The sequence below is a fragment of the Streptomyces sp. DSM 116793 genome (genome assembly GCF_057320905.1).
In genome coordinates, this window is record NZ_CM170494.1 from 7,767,191 (window position 1) to 7,788,332 (window position 21,142).

At 72.4% G+C, this 21,142-nt stretch carries 15 protein-coding genes and 1 pseudogene; 10 read left to right on the forward strand and 6 right to left on the reverse strand.

Going from position 1 to position 21,142, the window contains the following annotated elements:
* Positions 1 to 12 precede the first annotated feature (12 nt).
* The 5 genes and pseudogenes from ACSMXW_RS30510 to ACSMXW_RS30530 form a co-directional block, all read left to right on the forward strand.
* Positions 13 to 1,872, forward strand: coding sequence for an FAD-dependent oxidoreductase (locus ACSMXW_RS30510; protein ID WP_485801059.1), 1,860 nt, complete (start codon positions 13 to 15; stop codon positions 1,870 to 1,872).
* Positions 1,869 to 2,933 (forward strand): maleylacetate reductase, encoded by a 1,065-nt coding sequence (locus ACSMXW_RS30515; protein WP_485801061.1) that lies wholly within the window; start codon positions 1,869 to 1,871, stop codon positions 2,931 to 2,933. Before ACSMXW_RS30510 ends, ACSMXW_RS30515 begins: the two co-directional genes overlap by 4 nt.
* On the forward strand, positions 2,930 to 3,853 hold the full coding sequence (locus ACSMXW_RS30520) for a dioxygenase family protein (RefSeq protein ID WP_485801063.1): 924 nt from the start codon (positions 2,930 to 2,932) through the stop codon (positions 3,851 to 3,853). Before ACSMXW_RS30515 ends, ACSMXW_RS30520 begins: the two co-directional genes overlap by 4 nt.
* Before the next feature lie 264 nt (positions 3,854 to 4,117).
* Complete coding sequence (locus tag ACSMXW_RS30525) at positions 4,118 to 4,315, forward strand: hypothetical protein (protein ID WP_485801065.1); 198 nt, start codon at positions 4,118 to 4,120, stop codon at positions 4,313 to 4,315.
* Between the two features lie 89 nt (positions 4,316 to 4,404).
* A pseudogene (locus ACSMXW_RS30530) lies at positions 4,405 to 5,559 on the forward strand (glycoside hydrolase family 27 protein); the annotation flags it as partial.
* 165 nt (positions 5,560 to 5,724) lie between these two features.
* Here the strand turns inward: ACSMXW_RS30530 and ACSMXW_RS30535 are convergent.
* The 5 genes from ACSMXW_RS30535 to ACSMXW_RS30555 all read right to left on the reverse strand — a co-directional run bounded on the left by ACSMXW_RS30535 (position 5,725) and on the right by ACSMXW_RS30555 (position 12,078).
* Positions 5,725 to 7,659 (reverse strand): cellulase family glycosylhydrolase, encoded by a 1,935-nt coding sequence (locus ACSMXW_RS30535; RefSeq protein ID WP_485801066.1) that lies wholly within the window; start codon positions 7,657 to 7,659, stop codon positions 5,725 to 5,727.
* A 153-nt stretch (positions 7,660 to 7,812) separates the two neighbouring features.
* Positions 7,813 to 8,856, reverse strand: a complete 1,044-nt coding sequence (locus ACSMXW_RS30540; RefSeq protein WP_485801068.1) for a LacI family DNA-binding transcriptional regulator — start codon at positions 8,854 to 8,856, stop codon at positions 7,813 to 7,815.
* A 14-nt stretch (positions 8,857 to 8,870) separates the two neighbouring features.
* Positions 8,871 to 9,698 (reverse strand): carbohydrate ABC transporter permease, encoded by an 828-nt coding sequence (locus tag ACSMXW_RS30545; protein ID WP_485801070.1) that lies wholly within the window; start codon positions 9,696 to 9,698, stop codon positions 8,871 to 8,873.
* A gap of 13 nt (positions 9,699 to 9,711) precedes the next feature.
* On the reverse strand, positions 9,712 to 10,647 hold the full coding sequence (locus tag ACSMXW_RS30550) for a carbohydrate ABC transporter permease (protein WP_485801072.1): 936 nt from the start codon (positions 10,645 to 10,647) through the stop codon (positions 9,712 to 9,714).
* 141 nt (positions 10,648 to 10,788) lie between these two features.
* Positions 10,789 to 12,078 carry an ABC transporter substrate-binding protein gene (locus tag ACSMXW_RS30555; protein WP_485801073.1) on the reverse strand — a complete coding sequence of 430 codons (1,290 nt, stop codon included), beginning with the start codon at positions 12,076 to 12,078 and terminating at the stop codon, positions 10,789 to 10,791.
* A 317-nt stretch (positions 12,079 to 12,395) separates the two neighbouring features.
* Here ACSMXW_RS30555 and ACSMXW_RS30560 point away from each other — a divergent pair, with 317 nt between their 5' ends.
* The 3 genes from ACSMXW_RS30560 to ACSMXW_RS30570 all read left to right on the forward strand — a co-directional run bounded on the left by ACSMXW_RS30560 (position 12,396) and on the right by ACSMXW_RS30570 (position 16,209).
* Positions 12,396 to 13,667 (forward strand): lectin, encoded by a 1,272-nt coding sequence (locus ACSMXW_RS30560; protein WP_485801074.1) that lies wholly within the window; start codon positions 12,396 to 12,398, stop codon positions 13,665 to 13,667.
* A complete protein-coding gene (locus ACSMXW_RS30565) occupies positions 13,664 to 15,127 on the forward strand; it encodes a ricin-type beta-trefoil lectin domain protein (protein WP_485801075.1) in 1,464 nt (487 codons plus the stop codon). The genes ACSMXW_RS30560 and ACSMXW_RS30565 overlap by 4 nt, the downstream gene beginning before the upstream one ends.
* Positions 15,128 to 15,339: 212 nt before the next feature.
* Positions 15,340 to 16,209 carry a polysaccharide deacetylase family protein gene (locus ACSMXW_RS30570; RefSeq protein ID WP_485801076.1) on the forward strand — a complete coding sequence of 290 codons (870 nt, stop codon included), beginning with the start codon at positions 15,340 to 15,342 and terminating at the stop codon, positions 16,207 to 16,209.
* 45 nt (positions 16,210 to 16,254) lie between these two features.
* Here the strand turns inward: ACSMXW_RS30570 and ACSMXW_RS30575 are convergent, their stop codons facing one another.
* Positions 16,255 to 17,505, reverse strand: coding sequence for a polysaccharide deacetylase family protein (locus ACSMXW_RS30575; RefSeq protein WP_485808424.1), 1,251 nt, complete (start codon positions 17,503 to 17,505; stop codon positions 16,255 to 16,257).
* Positions 17,506 to 18,450: 945 nt separating this feature from the next.
* On the opposite strand from ACSMXW_RS30575, the gene ACSMXW_RS30580 reads away from it, so the two are divergent.
* Both ACSMXW_RS30580 and ACSMXW_RS30585 read left to right on the forward strand, forming a co-directional pair.
* On the forward strand, positions 18,451 to 20,388 hold the full coding sequence (locus tag ACSMXW_RS30580; RefSeq protein WP_485801077.1) for a transglycosylase domain-containing protein: 1,938 nt from the start codon (positions 18,451 to 18,453) through the stop codon (positions 20,386 to 20,388).
* 61 nt (positions 20,389 to 20,449) lie between these two features.
* Positions 20,450 to 21,139 (forward strand): response regulator, encoded by a 690-nt coding sequence (locus ACSMXW_RS30585; protein WP_485801078.1) that lies wholly within the window; start codon positions 20,450 to 20,452, stop codon positions 21,137 to 21,139.
* The last annotated feature ends 3 nt before the right edge of the window (positions 21,140 to 21,142 follow it).

Genomic DNA, 21,142 nt, shown 5'->3' on the forward strand with positions numbered 1-21,142 from the left:
AGGGGGCACCCCATGCCCGAGGCTGACGAGGCCGCACACACGACGCCGGCCACGGAGACGGCGGCCACGGAGACGGCGGCCACCGAGGCCGCACTCACCGGAGCCGCCCCCGCCGGTGCCGTCGTCGAGACCGACGTCCTGATCGTCGGGTCCGGCCCGGCCGGCGCATCCGCGGCGCTCTTCCTGTCCACCCTCGGCGTCCCCAACATCCTCATCACCAAGTATCGGTGGACGGCGAACACCCCCCGCGCGCACATCACGAACCAGCGCACCATGGAGATCTTCCGCGACCTCGGCATCGAGGAGCAGGTGCTGGCCGACGCGACCGAGCACGCGCTGATCGGCGACACCGTGTTCTGCACCTCGATCGCGGGGGAGGAGATCGGCCGGATCCTCACCTGGGGCACCCACCCGGCCCGCGAGGCCGACCAGCGGCTCGCGTCGCCCTCGCTCACCTGTGACATACCGCAGACCTACCTGGAGCCGATCCTGGTCAGGAACGCGACCGAGCGCGGCACGCAGACGCGGTTCTCCACCGAGTACCTCGGGCACACCCAGGACGCCGGCGGTGTGGACGTCGACGTCCTCGACCGCCTCACCGGCCTGCGGTACACGATCCGCGCGAAGTACCTGATCGGCGCCGACGGGGCGCGGTCGAAGGTGGCCGCGGACATCGCGCTGCCCATGGAGGGCAGGATGGACATCGCGGGCTCGATGAACATCACCTTCAAGGCCGACATCGGCGCGTACGTCGGCCACCGGCCCTCCGTCCTGTACTGGGTGATCCAGCCCGGCTCCGACGTCGGCGGCATCGGCGCCGGCCTCGTGCGCATGGTGCGCCCCTGGGACGAGTGGCTGGTGGTGTGGGGCTACGACATCGACGAGGAGCCACCGGTCGTCGACGAGGCGGCGGCCACCGGGATCGTGCGCAACCTGCTCGGCCTTCCGGACCTGGACGTCGAGATCACCGGCACGTCCCTGTGGGGCAACAACGAGATGTACGCGACACGGCTGCACTCCGGCCGGGTCTTCTGCGCCGGGGACGCCGTCCACCGCCACCCGCCGTCCAACGGCCTGGGCTCCAACACCTCCGTGCAGGACTCGTACAACCTCGCCTGGAAGCTCGCGGCCGTGCTGCGCGGCCGGGCCGCCCCCTCGCTGCTGGAGACGTACTCCGCGGAGCGCGCCCCCGTCGCACGCCAGATCGTGCTGCGGGCCAACCGGTCGAGCCGCGAGTTCGCGCAGCTCTTCGACGCCCTCGGCGTGCACGGCGGGATGACCGAGGCCGAGATGGTCGGGCAACTGGAGGAACGCAAGGCGAACACGCCCGCCGGGGCGCGGAAACGGGCGGCGCTCGTGGAGGCCATGGAGCTGAAGAACTACGAGTTCAACGCGCACGGCGTCGAACTCGGCCAGTTCTACACCTCCGACGCGGTGGTCTCCGACGGTTCCCGGCGCCCCGCGCCCACCCGGGACCCCGAGCTGTACTACGAGCCCACCACGGTGCCGGGTGCGCGCCTGCCGCACGCCTGGGTCGGCGACGGTTCCCGCAAGCTCTCCACGCACGACCTCGCCCCCTACGGCCGGTTCACCCTCCTGACCGGCATCTCGGGCGAGGCCTGGACGGCGGCCGCGGCCAAGGTCGCCGCCGAGTTGGACGTCGAGCTGGCGGCGGTCGTGATCGGTCCGGGCCGCGAGGTCACCGACCTGTACTACGACTGGGCCCGGCTCAGGGAGATCGAGGAGGACGGGGCCCTGCTCGTCCGTCCCGACAAGCACATCGCATGGCGTGCCGCGTCCCTGCCGGAGCATCCGACCGAGGCGCTGCTCGCGGCCATGTCCCGGATCCTCGGACGAGGCGGCCGAGCGTGAGGCTCGACTCCTTCGCCCACGAGAGCCGGTCGCAGCGGGTGCGCTTCGGGTCGGGGGCGGCGCCGGCCGCGCTCGCCGAGGAGGTCGAACGGCTTGACGCCCACCGCCTCATGGTGATCGCGTCGCCCACGGCGCGGGCCGTCGCCGAGCGGATCACGGAGGGGCTGCCCGTGGCGCTGCGCCACGACGAGGTGGTCATGCACGTACCCGTGGAGGTGGCCGCGCGGGCCCACGAGGCCGCGGTCGAGGCGGACGCGGACGCCGTGGTGAGCGTCGGCGGCGGCTCAGCCACGGGACTCGCCAAGGCCGTCGCACTCGCCTCGGGCCTCCCGGTGGTGGCCGTCCCCACCACCTACGCGGGCTCCGAGGCGACCGCGGTGTGGGGCACCACCGACGGCTCCCGCAAGACCACCGGCAGCCATCCCCGGGTGCTGCCCAGGGCGGTCGTCTACGATGCCGAGCTCACCCTCTCGCTGCCGGTGGCGACGAGCGTGGCCTCGGGGCTGAACGCGGTCGCCCACTGCGTCGACTCGATGTGGAGCACCGACTCGGACCCGGTCGACCGCGCACTCGCGGAGGAGGGGGCGCGGGCGCTCGCCGAGGCACTGCCGCTGGTCTCCGCCCGCCCCACCGGCCTCAGGGGGCGTGAGCTGGCCCTCTACGGCGCCTATGTGTCCGCCGTGGCCTTCTCCTCCGCGGGCTCGGGACTGCACCACAAGATCTGCCACGTACTGGGCGGTGCCTACGGCCTGCCGCACGCGCAGACCCACGCCATCGTGCTGCCGCACGTCCTCGCCCTCAACGCGCCGTGCGCGCCGGAGGCGGAGAGCCGTTTGGCGCGCGCCTTCGGCTCCGGCAGCGCCCTCGTCGGCCTGGAGGCGCTGCGGCGCGCGGTGGACGCCCCGAGGGCGCTGTGCGACATCGGCTTCGACCGGGCGGACATCCCCGCCGCGGCCGGCCTGATCCTCCCCGTCGTGCCCCCGGACAACCCGGCCCGGGTGACCCGTACCGTGCTCGAACGCCTCCTCATGGCGGCGTGGAACGGAGATGACCTCGCATGACCGACACGGTTTCCGTACCGTCCCCGGTGCCCGCCGAGCAGGCGGCCCGCGAGCAGGAGCTGACCGACCGGGTGGTGGCCTCGTTCGCCGGGGCGCCCGACGACCGGCTGCGGGAGCTGATGCAGAGCCTCACCCGCCACCTGCACGCGTTCCTGCGCGAGGTGCGGCTCACCGAGGGGGAGTGGCGGCGGGCTGTGGAGTTCCTGACCGCGGTGGGCCACATCACCGACGAGCGCAGGCAGGAGTTCATCCTGCTGTCGGACGTGCTCGGGGCGTCGATGCAGACCGTCGCGATCAACAACGAGGCCTGCGGGGACGCCACGGAGGCCACGGTGTTCGGGCCGTTCTTCGTGCCGGACACCCCGAGGGTGGGTCTCGGCGGCGACATCGCGGGCGGGGCGACAGGGCGGCCCTGCTGGGTCGAGGGGACCGTCAGGGACAGCGCGGGCGCCCCGGTCGCCGGCGCCCGGATCGAGGTGTGGGAGGCGGACGAGGACGGCATGTACGACGTCCAGTACGGGGACGACCGCACCGCGGGACGCGCGCACCTGCTCACCGACGAACAGGGCCGGTACGCGTTCTGGGCGCTGACCCCGACGCCGTACCCGATACCGCACGACGGTCCGGTCGGCGCCCTGCTCGCCGCGACCGGGCGGTCCCCGATGCGCGCGGCGCACCTGCACTTCATGGTCACCGCGGCGGGCCTGCGCACGCTCGTCACGCACATCTTCGTGCGCGGCGACGAACTCCTCGACAGCGACGCCGTGTTCGGGGTGCGGCCGTCCCTCGTCAAGGACTTCGAGGTCTGCCCGCCCGGCACCGGGACGCCCGACGGCCGGGCCCTCGGCTCGTCCGAGTGGTCACGGGTCCGCTTCGACATCGTGCTCGCACCCGCGGACGGCACGGACCCGGGCGACTGACGCCGCACGGCCGCCGGCAAGGGCGGGTGCCGGGTGCCGGATGCGGGCCGCGCCGGGTGGCGGCCGGTCGCCACCGAGGTCTGCCGGACGTATTGACGTTCTCCGTGGGCGGCATATCATCGCATGCTGTCCGAACAACCGGTCAGTGTTCGGTATGTCGGATGACATGGCACTGGTTTGAGACCGTACCCGAACCCCGCACGACCGCACCCGCACAGCACCCGCACCATCCGTACCGGTGAGGCTCCCCCCACGCGTGCCGCCGTGCTGGAGAACCAGGGCATGGGCGTCATGGGTGAGGCGGCCGGCGAGACGATCCGCGCCGGCCACGACCGGACCCTCACCATCAGCTCGTGCCGGATGCAGTCCCGCCACCGGGGACTGGATCCCAGCGCCGGCGGCGACTGCGACAGCCTGCCCCGGCGGCTCGGCCTGCTCACCCAGGCCGACTCCACCTGGTGACACATCCGACCGATGGGAGGCACACCGTGAGGACCCCCTGTTCCCTGGTAAGACCGGCGAAGAGGTGGCTGCGGACCGGCACGCTCGCGCTGGCCGCCGCGCTCACCGCCGTGACGGCGTCGGCCGTCACGGTCACCTCGGCACCGCCCGCGTCCGCCCTCGGCAACGGTCTCGCGCGCACCCCGCAGATGGGCTTCAACGACTGGAACGCCTACGGCTGCAACGTCTCCGAGTCGCTGATCAAGTCCACGGCGCAGGCCATGCACACCAACGGCATGCAGGCCGCGGGGTACACCTACGTCAACATCGACGACTGCTGGATGACCCACTCCCGCGACGCGAACGGCCGCCTCGTCCCCGATCCCGCCAAGTTCCCCGACGGCATCTCCGGCACCGCCGACTACGTCCACTCGCTCGGCCTGAAGCTCGGCATCTACGAGGACGCCGGCACCGCCACCTGCGCCGGATACCCCGGCAGCCTCGGCCACGAGAAGACCGACGCCGAGACCTTCGCCTCCTGGGGCGTCGACTATCTCAAGTACGACAACTGCAACAACGACGGCTCCTCCGCGCGCACCCGGTACGCCACCATGCGCGACGCCCTCGCCGCCACCGGCCGGCCCATCCTGTTCAGCCTGTGCAGCTGGGGCCAGGAGTCCGTGTGGACCTGGGGTGCGGACGTCGGCAACAGCTGGCGCACCACCGGCGACATCCAGCCCACCTACGCCAGCATGCTGTCCATCTTCCACGCCAACGTGGGCCTCGCCCGCTACGCGGGACCCGGCCAGTGGAACGACCCGGACATGCTGGAGATCGGCAACGGCAGCATGACCGTCACCGAGCAGCGCTCCGAGTTCAGCCTCTGGGCGGAGATGGCCGCACCCCTGATCGCCGGCACGAACATCCCGAACGCCTCGGCCACCACGCTCGGCATCCTGACCAACAAGAACGTGATCGCCGTCGACCAGGACCCGTTGGGCAGGCAGGGCACCGAGGTGGCGTCCTCCGGCGGCCTGCACGTCCTGGCCAAGCCGCTGGCCAACGGGGACGTCTCGGTCGCCCTGTTCAACGAGACCGGCGCCACCGCCACCATCAGCACCACCGCCGGCGCCGTCGGCAAGAGCGGGGCCTCCCGCTACACCCTGACGGACCTGTGGACCGGCGCCACCTCGTCCACCGCCAACACCATCAGCGCCTCGGTCCCCGCGCACGGCACCGTCATGTACCGCGTCGCCGGCGGCACCCCGGCGCACTGACGCACGGCACCGGCGGCGGCCCCGCCCACCACCCCACCGGCCTCCGGGCCCCTGGCTCGGAGGCCGGTGGGGTGGTGGGGTGGTGGGGCGCCGGGGTGCCGGGGTGCCCGGGTGGCCTCCTCGCGCCGCCCCGGTACACGTCCGGTCCCGGGCTCACCGCAGCCGGAGCACCCGCACCCCGTACGGGCCGAGCGTCACCTCCTCGGCCGCCTCGCCCGAGGCGAGGTCGTGCAGGGTGCCGTCGGCCGCGGGCCGGACGGTGAGTTCCCCCGCCGACTGGCTGACCAGCCAGGCGAAGCGCCGCCCGTCCTCGTGGACCAGGACGTCCGCACCGACGTGGGGGCTGTCCACGGTCACCGGCCTGCGCACCCCGGCGACGTCCGCCAGCGCCGCGTACAGCAGGTGCGTCTGCTCGGGGTTGACGCGGGCGGTGCGCGCCGCCATGTGCTCCAGCGGATAGGTGGCGAGCACGGTGCGGCCCGCCCCGGTGTCGTGGACCAGGAGCGCGGGCCGCCCGTGCGCGTCCACGGCGACCACCCGGGCGGCGCGCGGGACGACCGGCAGGTACGCCCTGCTGTCCTCGTTCCCCGCGACCGGGAAGCGCAGCACGTCGCCGGCGGACAGCGGGCCGAAGTCCGCGGTGAACGTCATCTCCAGGACGTCGTCCTCGATGGGCTCGGCGACACCGTACGAGAGCTGGAGCTCCACTCCGAACAGCCCGTCAAGGCCGTCGAACCAGGGCCCGCGGGTGACCGGGTGCTCCCCGGAGCAGAACGAGAGGTAGACCGTGGCCCCCGCCTCGGCCCTGCGCCGCAGCTCGCGCCGGGTGCGCGAGGTCAGCTGGCGGGTGGAGGGCAGCAGGTACAGCGCCGCCCGGCCGGGCAGGCCGTCGGCCTCCCGGGTGAGGCCCACCGGCAGGTCGGCGGCCCGGGCCGCCACATAGCCCTGGTGCAGGGAGGTGAAGATGAGCGGCCGGTCGGCGGGCCTGCTGTAGGGGTAGCCGCGCTCCAGGAACGCCGGCACGACCAGGGCCGCGTCCGCGTCGGCGCGGCGGCAGCGGGGGAAGTCGACGGCCCTCAGCACCTCGGCGAACGCGGCGAGTTCGCGCAGTGGCGGCTTCGCGGCGCCGGTGTGGTCGGTGATGCCGAAGTGCATCTCGAAGGGGTGGTGGTCGTAGGGCGAGCGGTCCCACAGGTCGTCGTAGTCGGTGTTGTTCCACGCGATCCAGCCCGTCGCCCCGCCCAGCAGGGAGTTGTGCAGGGTCTGCCGGTAGTACACGGCCGCGTTCTGTGCCGAGACCGTGTCCGTGGAGAGCCCGAACTCCTCCAGGACCACGGGCGCCCCGGTGACCGCCGCCAGCTCGCACTCGAAGGCGGCACGGTGGTGCTGGCGGACCCGGTCGGTGTCCGAGCGGTAGACGTGCGGACCGACGAAGTCGACGTACTCGGCGGTCTCCCGCAGCGAGAAGCCGTTGTCGCGGCCGGTCACCTCGATGCCCCACGCGCCGTCGCCGAGGGACACCGGCTGGGTGCCGCCCGCGGCCCGTACGGCGTTGCACATGATCTGCGCCCAGGCCGTCACGGCGTCGCAGGAGGGCGGATCGACCTGGTAGACGCGCCCGTAGCCGGGCATCTCGTTGGAGATCAGCCAGCCCGTGACCGCCGGGTGGTCCTTGAAGCGGCGGGTCATCCCGGACACGAACCACGCCTGGCGGCCCACCATCCACACGTCCTCGTACAGGTCCCGGCCGCCGCGCCAGGCCGGGTCCCAGTTCTCCCCGGACATGTGCCCGACGAGGAAGGTGGGCACCGTCGCCATGCCCGCCTCGGTGTGCGCGTCGAGGAAGTCGCGGAACCGTTCGCACAGCGTCTCGTCGATGCGGTGCGGCTCGGGGTGGAAGTCGGGCCAGTAGAAGAACGACCGGGTCATCGTCAGGCCGTGTGCCCGCAACACCGCCAGCTCTTCGCGCACCGTCCCCGGGTCGTAGTCGCGCCACATCAGGGGCCCGCCCGTGCGGGACCAGAAGTTGGCACCGAGCCAGGGCAGCACGGCGGGGTCATGGGTGAGGTGGGCGCTGTGGCGTCGCATGGTCCTTCTCGGTGTCATTGGTGCGGGTGCGGGTGCGGGTGCTGGGTGCTGGGTGCGGTGTGAGGTGTGAGGTGTGGGCTGTGCCGTCTCCGGTGGGCATGCGGGGTATGCGGCATGCGGTGCCGGCTCCGCGCCATGAGGTGTGGTGTGCCGTCAGGCGGGGGCCGGCCCGGTGGACGCGCGGGCCACCAGCCGGGGCCGGTCGTCCAGCACCACCTCCTCGACGTCCTCGCCGCAGCGGGCGAGCAACAGCCGGGCGGCTGCCGCGCCGACCCGCTGCACCTGCTGGTCGACGGTGGTCAGCCGGGGGTGCAGCCAGCGCCCGAGGGGCAGGTTGTCGTAGCCGACCACCGACAGGTCCTCCGGGACGCGCAGCCCGCCGCGCTGGGCGGTGCCGATGCCGCAGACCGCCATGGAGTCGTTGGCGTAGACGATGGCGGTGGGCCGGTTCGGCGCGTCGATCAGCGCTTCGGTCGCGGCCACGGCGGTGCGTTCGGTGAAGTCGGTGTGCAGCACGGCGAACGGCCGCAGGCCGGCGGTGGCCAGTGCCGACACGAAGACCCCGTGCCGCATCCGGGTGTGCTGGAGCTCGGCGGGTCCCGCCACATACGCGATGCGCCGGTGCCCGAGGCCGAGGAGGTGCTCGACGACCTCCGTGACCCCGGCGCCCTGCTGCCCGAGGCCGACGCCCGGCACCGGCGCCGTGCGGTCCGCGGCACCGAGCATCACGGCGGGCAGGCCGAGGCGGGCCAGCAGGGCGGGCCGGGTGTCGTCGGTGCGCGCGTCGGTCAGCACGGCGCCGTCCACCCGCCCCTCGGCGGCGAACCGCTCATAGACGAGGTTCTCCTCCTGCGCCCCGGCGACCAGGTGCAGCAGCAGGCCGTAGCCGCGGGGTGCGAGCTCGCCCTCCATGCCGGTGATCAGCTCGCTGAAGTGCGGGTCGGCGCCGAGCACATCGGTGGGGCGGCGCACCACGAGGGCGAGGGTGCGGGTGCGGGAGCTGCGCAGGGCGGCGGCGGGCGCGTTCGGCGACCAGCCGAGGCGCACCGCGGTGTCCAGGATCCGGCGCCTGGTCCCCTCGGACAGCCTGCCCTTGTGGTTGAACGCCTGGGAGACGGCCGCCGTCGACACGCCCGCCGCCGCTGCCACCTCCTTGATGGTGGGCCGCCGGCCCGGCCGCGCGGGCGGCGCGCTCACCTGGGCACCGCCGCTCACATCTTCACCGCCCCGGTGACGAGCGACTGCTGCATCCGCTTCTGCAGCACCGTGTACACGACCCATACCGGCACCAGCGTGAGCACGGTGCCCGCGGTCAGCACACCGTAGTCGGTGCCGGTGACGGCGGTCAGGGTGGGCAGGGCCACCTGGACGGTGCGTTGGGCGGGGTCGGGGCCGATGATGACCAGCGAGTACAGGTACTCGTTCCAGAACGTCAGGAAGTTCAGCAGCAGGACGGTCGCGATGCCGGGCAGGCACATCGGCGCGTACACGTGCCGCAGGACGGCGTAGGTGGACGCGCCGTCCAGCCGGGCGGCCTCCTCCATCTCCCGCGGCACCGTCCGCATGAACTGCACCAGGACCACCACCGACAGCGGCAGCGCGGTCGCCGGCAGGAAGAGCACCATGAACGTCCGGGTGTGGAAGAGCCCGGTCGCCGCGGCGAGCAGGAAGGTCGGGAAGAGCGCCGCGAAGGTGGGGATCAGGAAGCCGAGCGAGAAGACCCGCTCGATCACCACGGCGGTCCGCCCCGCCGACCGGGCCAGCGCGAACGCCGCGGGCAGCGCGAGGAGCAGCGTCAGCGCCAGCGCGAGGACCGTCACCAGCGCCGAGTTGACGATGGCCGGCCCCAGGTCGGCACGGGTGAACGCGGTGCGGAAGTTGCCGAGCCCGAGGGACGTCGGCAGGGCGAAGGGGCGCCCGAATATCTGGACGTTGGACTTGAACGCGGACGCGAGCAGGTAGTAGAGCGGCACGAGCAGCAGCGCCGCGTAGGCCCACACCAGCAGGTGTGCGGGCAGCCAGCGTTTGCCGAGCTTCATGGGGCCGCTCCGATCAGTGGCTCTGGCGGAACACCCGCCGGATGACGAGCAGCCCGGCGAGTCCGGCGAGGAAGAGGATGACGCCGACGGTCTGGCTGTAGCCGAGGTCGGCGGCGATGAAGGCCTTCTGGTACACCAGGAAGGACAGCGTGGTCGACGAGGTGCCGGGGCCGCCCTGGGTGAGCAGCAGCACGTGCTGGGCGGAGCCGAACAGCGTCCACAGGAACTGCAGCATCGTGACCACGCCCACGTAGTCGCGGATCACCGGGAAGTGGATGCGCCACATGGTCCGCCAGTGCCCGGCGCCGTCCAGCTGAGCGGCCTCGCCCAGTTCGCCGGGGACGCTTCCGAGCCTGGCGGCGAACAGCACCGCGGTGAACCCGATCCCGGCCCACAGGTCGAGCGCGATCAGGCACGCCAGCGCCGTCGACGGCGAGGCAAGCCAGGCGTCGGTGAGCGAGCCGAGGCCCACGCCCTTCAGGGCGCCGTTGAGGAGCCCGTTGGGGGAGAGTGCGGCGTAGCACACCATCGCCTTGGCGGGCGTCGAGATCAGCCCCGGCACGAACAGCAGGTAGCGGATGATCCGGTGTCCCGGCGGCCGCTGGGCGACGTAGTAGCCCAGCATGTAGGAGCACACGATCATCACGGGCAGCGCCACGGCCAGCTGGACGGCGGTGTTGCGCACCGCGTCCCAGAAGACCGGGTCGCCGAGGACCGTGCGGAGGTTGCCGAGCCCGGCGAACGACACCGGCTGGAGCATGCCCGGCCAGCGCAGCGCCGCGATCACGAAGATGGCGGCCATCGGGCCCACCATGAAGACCAGGTACCAGAGCAGCGCGGGCACGGCGAGGATCGTGCCGCCCTGCCGGGGCGTCCCGCGGCCGGCGGTCAGGGGCGGGGCGGCCGGGCGGACCACGGCCCCGCCGGGCATCGGCGTCAACGTCGTCATGGGTGGCTCCCGTGGGCTGGTCATGGCACGTGGCACGTGGCACGGCGGTCGGATGGTGCGGAGGGCACGTGGGCACGTGGGTCGGCGGTCATGCGGGGCGGCGGTCGGTCATGCGGAGCGGTGCGCGGGGCGGCGGGCGGGTCACGCGGAGCGGTACGCGGCCTCCAGCGCGGCGCGCACCTTCACGGCACTGGTGCCGCGCGTGAACGACGTGCTGGTCGCGGTGATCAGCGGCTGGGTGGCGGTGGGCGGCACGTACACGTCCGGCAGCAGCACCTGGCTCACGTCCGAGCCCAGCCGCTGGGCCGCGGCGACGAGCGGGAAGCGGGTGCTGACGGCGGCGGAGCGCAGCGCCATGTCACGGCCGCCCTCCTCGATGAACCGGGCCACGGTGTCCGGCCGGTACATGAAGCGCACGAACTTCTCGACGTGGTCGAGCTTCCGGGTGCCGTTCGGGCTGATCCAGAAGCCGATCAGGGTGTACGTCCGCATGATGGTGGGCCTGGCGTGCACGGCGCCGTCGGCCAGCGGCCAGCCGCTCACCGTGGTGTGCCGTGCCACACCGTCCGGCACGCCCGCGAGTGCCGACGACATCGCCGACTCCACGGCCGCGGCCTGGGTGTTGAACTGCGTGGTCATCGAGTCCGAGGTGAGCCCCTGCACCTTGTCGGCGAAGACCCCGGCGTCCCGCAGCTCCACGAAGTAGTCGATGCCCTCCCGGGCGCCCCGGCCGGAGAAGTCCCCCGTGGAGTACACGTGCCGGGCCTCGTCCTCGGTCAGGAACGTCTGGATGACCTGGGCGAGCAGCTTCTGCCCGGTCCAGTCGTCGCCGCCCACGGTCACGGGCGCGATCCCCCTGGTGCGCAGCCGCCGGGCGGCGGCGATCAGCTCGTCGCCGGTGGCGGGCACCGCGTCGACGCCCGCCCGCTCCAGCAGGGTCCTGTTGTAGGCGACGGGCCAGTTGGTGGCGAAGTAGGGGAAGCCGCGGAGCCGGCCCTTCGCGTCGGTCCACGCGGCGAGGGCCGCCGGCAGCACCCGCTCGCGCAGTCCCCAGTCGTCCAGGTAGCCCCTGACGTCGACGGTGGCCCCGACGTCCGTCCACGCCAGCGTCTTGTCGTAGAGGTTGACCATCACGACGTCGGCCTCCTTACGGGCCAGCCGCGAGGTCTCGTAGACCTGCGCGAGGTCGTCGCCGTTGATGAGGTTCTTGACCCTGATCCCCGGGTTCTCCTTGCGGAACCGGTCGAGGACCGCGAGGTAGGTGGGCGAGCCAGGGGCGGTGGTGCCGAGCTGGGTGTGCACGACGACGGTGTCGGGATCGGAGTCCGCCGCGGCCAGCGAGGAGCAGCCGGCCAGCGCCGGCAGGGCGGTGGCGGCGGCCAGGCCGGAGCCGGCGGCGAGGAGACCGCGCCGGGTCAGCGGTGAGCGCACAGCGGGTGCCTCCAACCATGGCGGTTAACGAGTGGTTAATCGATGTACCTGGAAAGGTGCGAGGAGGGTAGGAGGGCCCCGGCTTCTTTTCAACCCCTTGACGGCCGCTCGTCATGTGTGCGCGGGTGCGGCGGCGGGGGCGGTGTGCGGCGGGCCCGGCCGTGAATTGGTCCAGACGAATATCTTGACGGCTTCCGCGGCGGCTCATTAAATCAACTCTTGAAGAAAGTACGGCACATGGCCTCCTCACGGCTTTCACTTTTTTGTCGTGTCCTGTCATGGGCATGACCCCCTCACGGAAAGTGATGTGATGCCCCATGCGTGATCCCTGGAGACGCCGGCTGGTCGCCTGGTCCGCCGCCGTCCTGTGCTGCTCCGGCGCCCTGGTCCCGGCCGCCGCCGCGGCGGACACCGCCCCCTCGGCACCCGCCGCGGCCGCGGCGCCGGCGGCCCCGGCCCTGCAGGCCGCGCTCACCGAGGACTTCGACGGCCCCGCCGGCAGCGCCGTCGACGGCAACCGGTGGACCATGGAGACCGGCGACAACAGCGGCAACAACCACGAGCGGCAGTACTACACGCCCGGCAACGCCAACGCCGCGCTGGACGGCCAGGGTCACCTGGTGATCACCGCGCGCCGCGAGAACCCCGGCAACTACACCTGCTGGTACGGCCGGTGCGAGTACACCTCGGCGCGGATGAACACCGCCGGCAAGTTCAGTGCGCAGTACGGGCACATCGAGACCCGGATGAAGATCCCGCGGGGCCAGGGCATGTGGCCGGCCTTCTGGATGCTCGGCAACGGCGGGGGCGGCTGGCCCGCGCAGGGCGAGATCGACATCATGGAGAACATCGGCAAGGAGCCGGGCACCGTGCACGGCACCATCCACGGTCCCGGGTACGCCGGCTCCGCGGGCATCGGCGCGGGCTACACGCTCCCCGGCGGGCAGGCGTTCGCCGACGCCTTCCACACCTTCGCCATCGACTGGGCGCCCAACTCCATCAAGTGGTCCGTCGACGGCAACGTCTACGAGACCCGCACCCCGGCGGACGTCGGCGGCAACCAGTGGGTCTTCAACAAGTCGTTCTTCATCATCCTCAACCTCGCGGTGGGCGGTGACTGGCCGGGCAACCCGGACGGCAGCACCTCCTTCCCGCAGCAGCTCGTCGTCGACTACGTGCACGTCTCCACGAGTGACGGCGGGAGCACCGGCGGCCAGGCCATCCGGGGCCTCGCCGGCAAGTGCGTGGACGTGGCCGGCGCCAGCTCCGCGAACGGCACCCCGGTGCAGCTGTACGACTGCAACGGCACCGCCGCCCAGCAGTGGTCCGTGAACGGCGACAGCCTGCGCGCCCTCGGCAAGTGCCTCGACGTGGTCGACAACAGCACCGCCGACGGCGCCAAGGTGCAGCTCTGGGACTGCACGGGTGGCGGCAACCAGAGATGGACGGTGAACGCGGCCACCCACGACATCGTCAACCTCCAGGCCAACAAGTGCCTCGACGTGACCGACAACAACTCCGCCAACGGCACGCGGCTGCAGATCTGGACCTGCACCGGTGGCGCCAACCAGAAGTGGACCATGGGATGAGAGCACCGCACCCCGGGTTCGTCCGACGGCTCCTCAAGAGACCCGCGGGACCCACCGAGCCCACCGGGCGTACCCGGTTCACCCCGCGGGCCGGGCTCACCCGCCCCGCCCGGCTGCTCCCGCTGCTCGTCGCCCCCGTGCTCGCCCTCGGCCTGGTCCAGGCGCCCACCGCCACCGCGGACACCGGCGCCATCACCGGCCTCGGCGGCAAGTGCGTGGACGTGGCGGGCGCCAGCTCCGCGAACGGCACCCCGGTGCAGCTGTACGACTGCAACGGCACCGCCGCCCAGCAGTGGTCCGTGAACAGCGACGGCACCATCCGCGCGCTCGGCAAGTGCCTCGACGTCGTCGACCGGAGCACCGCCGACGGCGCCAAGGTCCAGCTGTGGGACTGCACCGGCGGCGGCAACCAGAAGTGGTCGGTGAACTCCGCCCACGACATCGTCAACACCGCCGCCGACAAGTGCCTGGACGCCACCGGCAACACCTCCGCCAACGGCACCCGGCTGCAGATCTGGACGTGCACCGGAGCGGCCAACCAGAAGTGGAACGCGCCCGCCGTCGGCGGCGGGGGCAGCACCCCGGGCCCCGGGGTGATGGCCGTCGCGCCCTACCTCTACAACGGCTGGGGCAGCCCGCCCAACCCCACCACCGTCATGAACGCCACCGGCGTCAAGTGGTTCACGCTCGCCTTCATCCTCAGCAACGGCTACTGCAACCCGCAGTGGGACGGCAACCGGCCGCTGACCGGGGGAGTGGACCAGCAGACCATCAACACCGTGCGCGCGGCGGGCGGCGACGTCATCCCGTCGTTCGGCGGCTGGAGCGGCAACAAGCTGGAGAGCTCCTGCTCCAGCGCGGGTGAGCTGGCCGCCGCCTACCAGAAGGTGATCAACGCCTACGGGCTCAAGGCCATCGACATCGACATCGAGGCCGACGCCTACAGCAACGGCACCGTCCAGCAGCGCACCGTGGACGCCCTGAAGACGATCAAGGCCAACAACCCGGGCATCAAGGTGTACTTCACCTTCGGCACCGGCCAGAACGGTCCGGACACCAGCCTCATCAACCGTGGCGCCCAGTCGGGCCTCACGGTCGACAGCTGGACCATCATGCCGTTCGACTTCGACCCTCCGGGCCAGAACATGGGCACCCTCACCACCCAGGCCGCCGACGGCCTCAAGAACGCCCTCAAGGCCGCCTACGGCTACAGCGACGACGAGGCGTGGCGACACAGCGGCATCTCGTCCATGAACGGCGTCACCGACCAGAACGAGACCGTCACCGTGGCCGACTTCCGCACCATCCTCGGCTACGCCCAGCAGCACCATTTGGCACGGCTGACCTTCTGGTCCGTCAACCGGGACCGGCCCTGCACGGGCGGCCCCGCGGACAGCTGCTCCGGCGTCGGCCAGAGCAACTGGGACTACACGAAGGTCTTCGCCCAGTACACGGGCTGACCCGCCCCACCCGCACCACCACGAGGCCCCCGCCCCGCCTCCGTCCGCCGCCCGGCGGCCGGAGCTCGGGCGGGGGCCTCCGCGCAGCCTCGGGATGAGCCGACGGAGGGTGTGACTGGTGTCACAGATCGGCGATTCGCGCCTCGCACCGCCGCACAGGACCGACGCTGGGCACGAAGCGAAACCACCGCACGGCCACCGAGGTGATCCCGTTGGACAACCAGCTCTTCGACTACAGCCCGATCGTCGACCGCCCGCCACTGCACTGGCCCGGCGGCGCCCGGATCGCGTTCTATGTCGCCGTCAACGTGGAACACTTCAAGATCGACCGCCCGGCGACGAGCATCGTCCAGATCACCGCGGGCCTCACCCCCGACCCGATGAACTACGGCTGGCGCGACTACGGGCCGAGAGTGGGCATCTGGCGGCTGATCGAGAGCCTCGACCGGCACGGCATCAGGGCGAGCGTGATGCTCAACTCGGACGCCGCCGAGCGCTACCCCCAGATCATCCGGGCGGGCCTGGAGCGCGACTGGGCCTGGATCGCGCACGGCAGGACCAACTCCGAGCTGCACACCGGCATGACCGCGGAGGAGGAACGCGCCCGTCTCGCCGAGGTGGTCGGCACCATCGAGGAGGCCACCGGCCGCCGGCCGCGCGGCTGGCTCGGCCCGGGGCTCACCGAGACCTTCCACACCCCCGGGCTGCTGGCCGAGCTGGGCCTGAGCTATGTGCTGGACTGGGCCAACGACGACCAGCCGTACCCCCTGAACGTCCCCGGCATGCTGAGCGTGCCGTACGAGATCGAGGTGAACGACATCAGCCTCTTCGTCGGCAAGAGCCTCAGCGGTCCCGAGTTCCTGCGGATCGTCAAGGACCAGTTCGACCAGCTCTACGCCGACGCGGCGGACAGCGGCCGGGTGATGTCGCTGCCGCTGCACCCCTTCGTCATCAGCCAGCCCTTCCGGCACCGGTACCTGGACCAGGCCCTGGAGTACATCGCCAACCACCCCGGGGTGTGGCTGACGACCAGCGACGAGATCGCCGCCCACTACGCGGCGTCGCTCGGGGCCGCCTCCTGAGAGCCGCGTCCTGAGAGCCGGTCCGGACGGCGCCCCGCCCGGCCGTCACTTCTTCAGGAACGTCGACCAGTCGGGTGACTCGCCCGGATCGAGGTTGCGCAGCTTCTCCAGCACCGCCGGGTCCTGGGCGTCCAGCCAGTCGCACAGCTCCTTGAAGGACACGCAGCGCACGTCCTTCCTCGTGCAGACGGACTTCACGACGTCCTCGATGGCCTGCATGTAGATCGTGCCGTTCCAGGTCTCGAAGTGGTTGCCGATGAAGAGCGGGGCACGGCTGCCGTTGTAGACGCGCTCGAACCCGTTCAGGTACCCCTCGCGGGTCTGCCGCTCCCAGTCGGGGTACCTGGCCGGGTCGCCCTCGGTCACGTCGCCGCCCGACTGGTTGTAGAGGAAGTTGAAGTCCATCGACAGGACCTGGAAGTCCTTGCCCGGGTAGGGCACGAGTTGCAGGGGGAAGTCCCAGAGGCCGTTCTTCCTGGCCGGCCAGATCTGGAAGTCGCCCGGCGAGCTGGCGTCGTAGCGCCAGCCGAGCGACTTGGCCGCGGGCAGCAGATTCTTCTGCCCCTCCAGGCACGGCGCCCGGCCGCCGACCAGCTCCTCGGCGTAGTCGAAGGGCAGCGGCGGGATGTCCTTGAAGCCGGTGTTCGTCTTCCAGTTCTGCACGAACGAGTACGCCTGGGAGATCTCCTTCTTCCACTGCCCGGTGGTCCACGTCCCGCCGCCGCCCGGGTCGGGGGCGCAGAAGTGGCCGTTGAAGTGCGTGCCGATCTCGTCCCCGTCCTGCCAGGCCTTCCCCAGCTCCTTCAGCGTCCACCTGATGTGCTGGTCGGTGGGGAAGTCGATGGCGGCCGACCCGGGGGCGTGCTTGGGCGGGTGGTAGAGGGCGCGGCGCGCCTTCGGCAGCAGGTAGATGCCGCTGAGGAAGAACGTCATGTGCGCGTCGTTCTCCTCGGCCAGCTTCCGGAACCGGGAGAAGAAGTGGTTGTCGTCCTCCAGCGCGCCGTCCCAGGAGAACACCACGAACTGCGGTGGCTTCTCGCCCGGTTTCAGCTTCTCGGGCTTCAGCTGGTGCGGCTGGGGCCCGGTGTACGAGGTGGAGCCGTCCCCGATCACCTTCACCTTGCCGTCCCACGGCGGCGTCGGACGGGCCGCGGGAGCGTGCCGCACCGGCTTCGGCGCCGGCCCCGCCGCCTCCTTCGTGCCGTCCCCGGCCGCGGACCGGCCCTGGCACCCGCCGGTGATCAGCGTCCCGAGCAGCCCGGCGGTGGCGAGGCCGCAGACGGCCACGGTACGCACCCGGCGGCGGGAGGGCGCCGCCGGGCCGGCGGTGGGCCGGCCCGCCGAAGGGGAGCGGGGAACTCCGCGACCGGCCACGACGAGACCGGCACGCCGCCACCGTCCCGAGGGGGCCGCCTCCGCCGTCGTCGGGTCACCGGCCGGTGCGGCGTGCTCGCGCGGTTCCCCGCGCCCCTCCGAGGGGCGGCCCGTGGACGCGGCGTCCGCGGCCCCGGGGACGCCGCCCTCGCCGCCGCCGCGCTCGGCGTCATCGCGTTCGGCAGCACAGCGCCGGGCGCCGCCGCCTTCGGCGTCCGCATCCGAGGGGGACGTGCGCTTCCTTGAACTGGTCATCGAGACTCTCTTGATCGGTGAGGCCGGGGCATCACGGGCCGGTGCCGGCGGCCGGCCCGGACGGCACCGGCCCCGGCCTGGCTCACCCTCCGGCTCCGCGATGATGGCGCCTGGATCAAACGGTCACGAGTTCGTCACGAATGCGCCCGTCCCGTGCGCCACTCGTGCCCCTTCCGTGCCGGACGCCGCGCGGCCCGACCCGCCCCGGACGGCTCCGGGACAGGGCGCGGACGGGGACCGGCGCGTCAAGGCGCGGGGCGCGACTGTTACGGACCCGTCGAGAACCCATCGCACGGGTTTCCAACGCGCTCCGTAGGCTCCCGCGTCGGTACGGGGGCGGCGAGCGCTCCCTCGGGCGATCCACCAGGGGAGCGGATGGACATACGGCGGCTTGTACGGGGCGGGCGTGCACGGCTGCGCGCACGGCGACCGTCCCGGTGGCTGCGGGCACCGCGCAGGTCCGGGCGGCGGGCACCCGCGTCGTCCGGGCGACGCGGTGCGCCCGCCGCCCGCCGGACGGACGGGGCGCCCACCCGGCCCTCCCGGCGCCGCGCGGTGCGGGCGCTGCGCCCGCGCTACCCGCGGCCCGGCCGCAGCGGCTGGCGCCGGTGGGTGCCGTCGCTTCGTCAGAGCCTCCTGGGGTTCCTGTGGGTGGTGCTCGGCCTGGCCGCCGTCACCGGGACCGCCTACGCACGTACCGACATACCGCCCGACCTGAACGCCTTCGCCACCCAGCAGGACAACGTCTACTACTGGGCCGACGGCTCCGAGATGGCCCGCGTCGGACCGGTCGACCGCCAGGAGATGCCGCTGGACCGGATCCCCACCGACGTCCAGTGGGCCGTGCTGTCCGCGGAGAACGCGTCCTTCTACAGCGACCACGGCGTCTCGCCGCGGGGCATCATGCGGGCCGTGTGGGCCATGGGCACCGGCGGGGACACCCAGGGCGGCTCCACCATCACCCAGCAGTACGCCAAGAACGTCTACCTCAACCAGCGGCAGACCGTCTCGCGGAAGATCACCGAGATGTTCATCTCGATCAAGCTGGACGGCCGGATGAGCAAACGGCAGATCCTGGCGGGGTACCTCAACACCAGCTGGTTCGGCCGCGGCGCCTACGGGGTGCAGCGCGCCGCCAAGGCGTACTACGGCAAGGACGTCTCCCAGCTGGACGCGAGCGAGGGTGCGTTCCTCGCCACCGTGCTCAAGGGCGCCGGACTCTACGACCCCGCCCTCGGCGCCGCCAACCACCGGCGGGCCGTGGACCGCTGGAACTGGGTCCTGGACCGGATGGTCGCCGTCGGCCGGCTCTCCGCCGCGGAGCGCGCCACCTACACCCACTTCCCCGAGCCGCTGCCGCCACCGCGCCCCAAGGGCCTCAGCGGCCAGACCGGCTACCTGGTGGACACCGCGCGTGCGTATGTGTCCGCGCACAGCGGCATCTCCGACGCGCAGTTCGACCTGGGCGGCTACCAGATCTACACGACGTTCGAGAAGCCACGGGTGGACGCCCTCGCCGCCGCGGTGCGGGAACAGCGGGCGGCGCTCCACCCGGGCAGCCGCAAGGGGGACGGGAACGTGCGCACCGGCGCCGCGTCCGTCGCCACCGACGGCCGCATCCTCGCCCTCTACGGCGGCCCCGACTACATCGAACAGGGCTTCGACGACGCCAACATCTCCATCGTCCCCGCCGGCACCCTCTACGGCCCCTTCGTCTACGCGGCCGGGCTGCGCGAGGGGCGGCTGCTCGAACGCAACGCGCCCCGCACCCCGCTGACCCCCGGGGCGCTGTACGACGGCGACAACAAGGCGCCGGTGCGGACCCCCGAGGGCCCCTACTGGAACCGGAACGGACAGATCGTCAAGACCGTCAACACCGACAACCGCTCCTACGGCCGGATCAGCATCTCCCGGGCCGTCGCGGAGTCCGTCAACGGCCCCGTCGTCCAGCTCGGCATGGACGTCGGCCTCAACCGGGTCCGCCGGGCCTCCGTGGACGCCGGGCTGCTGCCGGACAGCTTCGGCGAGCAGGTGCCCGCGTTCTCCCTGGGCACCGCAACCCCCAGCCCGATCCGCATGGCGAGCGCGTACGGCACGTTCCTGTCCTCCGGCACGCACACCGAGCCGTACTCGGTGGTCCGCGTCACCCAGGACGGCTCCGCGGTCCCGGTGCACAAGCCCGCCGTCACCCACCCGTTCACCCCGGCGGTCGCCCACGAGGTGGCGGCGGCGGTGCACGGCGGCACCGGTGAGGGCGCCGGTGACCCGGGGGACGCCGGCGACGGCGCACCCGATGCCGGGGCCGCCGGTGCCGAGCGCGCCCGCGACGCGGGTGCCGCGGGCCGCACGGGCACGAGCACCGACGGCCGCGCGGGCTGGGCCATCGGCGACGACCGGTCGGCGGTGACCGCGGTCGCCGTCTTCCGCATCGACCCGAAGACCCAGCAACTCCAGTCCCTCAAGGGCCTGATGGGCACGTCGGGGATGCGGGGGGCCCGCGGCTTCCCGAGCGCCGTGCTCGCCCGCTACACCGCGCGGGTGCACCGCTGACATGCGCCCGCACCCGTACCCGCCGGCCGGCCCGGCCGCCGCGCTCACGCATACTGACCGCATGTCGCGCGTCCTGCTCGTCGAAGACGATCCCGCCGTCCGCAAGGGTGTCCAGCTGGCCCTGCGGCACCAGGGGCACGACGTGTGCGCCGCCGCCACCGGCGAGGAGGGGCTGACGCTGATGACGTCCTTCCGCCCCGACGTCGTCGTGCTCGACCTCATGCTGCCCGGCATCGGAGGCCTCGACGTCTGCCGCCGGATCAGGGAGCGCGACCAGGTCCCCATCATCATGGTGACCGCCAGGGGCGACGACATCGACGTCGTCGTCGGCCTGGAGGCCGGCGCGGACGACTACGTGGTCAAACCCGTCAAGGCGCGCGTGCTGGAGGCCCGGATACGCGCGGTGCTGCGCAGGATCAGCGCCCCGCCCCCGGACGCCGGGCGCCCCCGCGCCGAGGTGCACGGCGAGCTGACCATCGACCGCTCGGGCCTGGTGGTCACCCTGCGCGGTGAGCCGGTCGCCCTCGCCCCCTCCGAACTGCGCCTGCTGCTGACGCTGTCCGCGTCGCCGGGGCAGGTCCTCAGCCGCCAGCAGCTCCTTGAGGCCGTCTGGGAGCACGGCTACCACGGCGACATACGCCTGGTGGACGCGTGTGTCAAGCGGCTGCGGGGCAAGCTCGGCGAGTTGAGCGGCGACCCCCGGTACATCGAGACCGTGCGCGGCTTCGGCTACCGGTTCCGCTCCCGGTGAGGG